This is a genomic window from Inquilinus sp., assembly GCF_057815775.1.
Genome location: NZ_JBYRFX010000237.1, coordinates 1 through 4,522, shown reverse-complemented (window position 1 = coordinate 4,522; position 4,522 = coordinate 1). Strand labels below are relative to the sequence as shown.

Sequence of the window (4,522 nt, the reverse complement as noted above, 5' to 3'; positions counted from 1 at the left end):
AGGACCGGACCTGGAAGATCCACATGCCGGCGGCGCTGACCTACAATCTCGGCGACGACAAGTACAACTGGTACTACGAGACCGAGCCGCAGGCGGCGATGGACAACCGCCGCATGTACTGGCCGCGCGGCCGGGTGCTCGGCGGGTCGTCCTCGCTGAACGCCATGGTCTATATCCGCGGCCATGCCTATGACTACGACCGCTGGGCCGAGGAAGGCGCCGCCGGCTGGTCCTATGCCGACGTGCTGCCCTATTTCCGCCGGGCCGAGACCCGGGCCAAGGGCGGCGACGATTATCGCGGCGCCGATGGCCCGCTGAACGTCTCCACCGGCAGCCAGCCGAATCCCCTATTCGATGCCTTCATCCAGTCGGGCCAGCAGGCCGGCTATCCGTTCACCGCCGACATGAACGGGTACCAGCAGGAAGGCTTCGGCAAGATGGACATGACGATCCACAAGGGGGAGCGCTGGTCCGCCGCCAAGGCCTACCTCAAGCCGATCCGGTCGCGGCCGAACCTGACGATCGAGACCGGCGCCCTGAGCACCCGGATCGTATTCGAGGGCACCCGCGCGGTCGGGGTCGAATACGCCCAGGCCGGCCAGATCCGCATCGCCCGCGCCGGGCGCGAGGTGATCCTGTGCGGCGGCGCCATCAACTCGCCGCAGCTGCTGATGCTGTCCGGCGTCGGCCCGGCCGACCAGTTGCGCCGGCACGGTGTTTCGGTGGTGCACGACCTGCCCGGCGTCGGCCGCAACCTGCAGGACCATCTGGAGCTGTACGTCCAGTATGAGTGCACCAAGCCGATCACCCTCTACAGCGTCGAGAACCCGCTGGTGAAGGCGAAGGTCGGGATCGAGTGGTTCATGTTCCGCAGCGGCCTGACCACCTCGGCCCATCTCGAGGCCGGCGGCTTCATCCGCTCGCGCCCCGGCATTCCCCACCCGGACATCCAGTATCATTTCCTGCCGTCGGTGGTGAACGACCACGGCCGCAAGCCGGGCGACCGCCATGCCTTCCAGGCCCATGCCGGCACCATGCGCGCCACCTCGCGCGGCTGGGTCGAGCTGCGGTCGTCCGATCCGCGGGCCAAGCCGATCCTGCAGCCGAACTACCTGAGCACCGAGGAGGATCGCATTGATATGCGCGCCTGCGTCCGGCTGACCCGGGAGATCTTCGCCCAGGCCGGCTTCGACCCCTATCGCGGGTCCGAAATCCAGCCCGGCGCGGGGGTGCGCACCCACGACGAGATCGACGCCTTCATCCGGGCCAAGGCCGACAGCGCCTACCACCCCTCCTGCACCTGCAAGATGGGCGTGGACGAGATGGCTGTGGTCGACCCCGAGACCCGGGTGCACGGGCTGCAGGGCCTGCGCGTGGTCGATGCCTCGATCATGCCGTCGGTCGTCAGCGGCAACCTCAACGCCCCCACCATCATGATCGGTGAGAAGGCGTCCGACATCATCCTCGGCCGCCAGCCCTTGCCGCCCTCGAATGCCCCGGTCTACCAGGCGCCGGACTGGCAGACGGCCCAGCGCTGATTCAGGAGAACCCCATGGTCGAAACCATCCGGCTGCACATCGGCGGCAAGGCGGTCGACGGCAGCGGCACGCCGTTCGATACCATCAACCCCGCCACCGGCAAGGCGGTCGGCCGGGTGCTGGCCGCCTCCCCGGCCGATGTCGGCCGCGCCGTCGACGCCGCCAAGGCCGCCTTCGACGGCTGGGCCGGCATGACCGGCACCCAGCGCGGCCGGATCCTGCGCGAGGCGGTGCGCCTGCTGCGCGCCAACCGCGACCGGCTGGCGCGGATGGAGGTGCTGGACACCGGCAAGCCGATCGCCGAGGCGATGGCGGTCGACATCGATTCCGGGGCCGACGCGATCGAGTATTTCGCCGGCTTGGCCCCGTCGCTGCATGGTACTCACCATGATTTCGGTGGGCCCTTCGCCTACACGCGGCGCGAGCCGCTGGGTGTGGTCGGCGCCATCGGCGCCTGGAACTATCCGCTGCAGATCGCCTGCTGGAAGTCCGGCCCGGCGCTGGCCTGCGGCAACACCATGGTGTTCAAGCCGTCCGAGCTGACGCCGATGACCGCCGAGGCGCTGGCCGGCATCTTTCTCGAGGCCGGCCTGCCGCCGGGCGTGTTCAACGTGGTCCAGGGCAAGGGCGAGGTCGGCCACGCCCTGGTCACCCACCCCGATGTCGCCAAGGTGTCGCTGACCGGGTCGGTGCCGACCGGCCGCAAGGTCGCCGCCGCCGCCGCCGGGGCGATGAAGCACGTCACCATGGAGTTGGGCGGCAAGTCGCCGCTGATCGTCTTCGCCGACGCCGATGTCGAGAACGCGGTGAAGGCGGCGATGATGGCCAATTTCTACACCCAGGGCGAAATCTGCTCGAACGGCACCCGGGTGTTCATCGAGGCGCCGCTGCACAACCGCTTCATGGACCTGCTGCTGGCCCGCACTGAGCGGATGCGGATCGGCGACCCGATGGACCCGGAAACCCAGGTCGGCGCCCTGATCTCGGCCGATCACCGCGCCAAGGTGCTGGGCTATGTCGAGGCCGGGCTGCAGGCCGGCGCCCGCCTAGTCAGCGGTGGCCGCGTCCCGGCCGACCCGGCCCTGGCCGACGGCTATTTCGTCGAGCCGGCGATCTTCGACGCCTGTCACGACGAGATGTCGATCGTGCGTGAGGAAATCTTCGGCCCGGTGATGACCGTGCTGACCTTCACCGATGAGGCCGAGGTCATCCGCCGCGCCAACGCGACCGAGTTCGGCCTTGCCGCCGGGGTGTTCACCCGCGACCTCGCCCGCGGCCACCGCGTCGTGGCGAAGCTGCAGGCCGGCACCTGCTGGATCAACAACTACAACATCACCCCGGTCGAGATCCCGTTCGGCGGCTACAAGCAGTCCGGTCTCGGCCGCGAGAACGGCCTGGCCGCGCTGGAGCACTACACCCAGCTGAAGAGCGTCTACGTCGAGACCGGGGACGTCGACAGCCCTTACTAACGCGTCTCGATCCCCGGAATGCCGCCGATCTGGTCAATGAGGAAGTCGACCAGCAGGCGGACCCGGGCAATGCCCGCGCGCTCGGGGACGATCAGCATGCTCAAGGGGACGGGCGGCGGCTCATAGCCCGGCAGGATCGCCTGCAGCCGCCCGTCCGCCAGCAAATCGTCGACCAGCCAGCGATGGGCCGGCCCGATGCCGCGGCCGGCGACAAAGGCCTCGCGCGCGGCGAGGCCATGGTCGACCCGGAACCGCCCGCCGAAGGGCACCGCGTCGCGCTCGCCGTCAGGCCCCTCCAGGACCAGCGTGTCGCTGCCGGCGATGTTCGTCATCCGGATGCCCTCATGGCCGGCCAGGTCCTGCGGCATGACCGGGCGGCCGCGCGCCGCCAGATAGGCCGGCGCCGCCACCATGAGCCGCCGGGACCGGCCGAGCGCCCGCAGCTTCATCGAACTGTCGGTGAGCGGCCCCAGGCGCAGCGCGATGTCGACGCCCTCCCGCACCAGGTCGATACGCTCGTCGGTCAGGCTGAGATCGACTCCGATGTCGGGATGGCGATCCTGGAAGGCGAAGATCAGCCGGCCGATGTGCAGGACCCCGATCGCCGCGGCGCAGGAGATCCGGATCGTGCCGGCCGCAGCACCACGCGTCGCCCGCGCCTCGTCGCCGGCCTGATCGACCAGCCGCAGGATCTGGACGCAATCGGCATAGTAGCGCCCGCCCTCATCGGTCAGCGTGACCCGCCGGGTGGTCCGACTGAGCAGCGGCACGCCGACGGCCTCCTCCAGCTCGCGCAGATGCCGCGTGACCGTCGACTGGCCGACGCCGAATTCACGGGCGACAGCCGACAGGCTGCCGCGCTCGGCGATGCGGACGAAGCTGCGCATGCGCTCCAGCGTGACGTCGGATCTATCCATGAACCGGCACAATCTTATGCATTGCCTACATATACCGGATTGCTCAGGCGTCGCCCACCTGATGGGTCGGTTACCATCGGAGTGCTGATGCCATGAACATCCTGCTTGTCTTCGCCCATCCCGAACCGCGCTCGCTGAACGGCGCGTTGCGCGACGTCGCCGTGCGGGAGCTGGAAGCCCAAGGCCACACGGTGCGGGTCTCGGACCTCTACGCCGACCGCTGGAAATCCGAGGTCGACCGTGCCGACTTCCCCGTTCTGGCGCCGGATGTGCGGTTGCTGCCGGTCGCCGCCTCCAAGAATGCCTTCGACACCGGCACGCTGACCGACGATGTCAAAGCCGAGATCGAGAAGCTGCTTTGGGCCGATGCCCTGATTCTCCAGTTCCCGCTCTGGTGGTTCGCCATGCCGGCGATCCTCAAGGGCTGGGTCGACCGGGTGTTCGCCTACGGCTTCGCCTATGGCGTCGGCGAACACAGCGATCGGCGCTGGGGCGACCGCTACGGCGAGGGCAGCCTTGCGGGCAAGCGCGCCATGCTGATCGTGACCGCCGGCGGCTGGGAGGAGCATTACAGCCCCCGCGGGGTCAACGGGCCGAT

The 4,522-nt window shown here is 69.1% G+C and carries 4 protein-coding genes; 3 read left to right on the top strand and 1 reads right to left on the bottom strand.

The window, feature by feature from the left end:
• Together AC3XYG_RS08585 and betB are read left to right on the top strand one after the other, a co-directional pair.
• The coding region (locus AC3XYG_RS08585; RefSeq protein ID WP_489139401.1) for a choline dehydrogenase at positions 1-1,538 on the top strand (1,538 nt) is incomplete at its 5' end.
• A gap of 14 nt (positions 1,539-1,552) precedes the next feature.
• Entirely contained in the window at positions 1,553-3,007 is a 1,455-nt protein-coding gene (betB, locus tag AC3XYG_RS08580; protein ID WP_489139400.1) for a betaine-aldehyde dehydrogenase, read from the top strand.
• Here the strand turns inward: betB and AC3XYG_RS08575 are convergent.
• Positions 3,004-3,924: a LysR family transcriptional regulator gene (locus AC3XYG_RS08575; RefSeq protein WP_489139399.1), complete on the bottom strand. Its 921-nt coding sequence runs from the start codon at positions 3,922-3,924 to the stop codon at positions 3,004-3,006. The two genes, betB and AC3XYG_RS08575, sit on opposite strands and share 4 nt — an antisense overlap.
• Before the next feature lie 92 nt (positions 3,925-4,016).
• Here AC3XYG_RS08575 and AC3XYG_RS08570 point away from each other — a divergent pair.
• Positions 4,017-4,522: NAD(P)H-dependent oxidoreductase (locus tag AC3XYG_RS08570; protein ID WP_489139398.1), on the top strand; the 506-nt coding region annotated here is incomplete at its 3' end.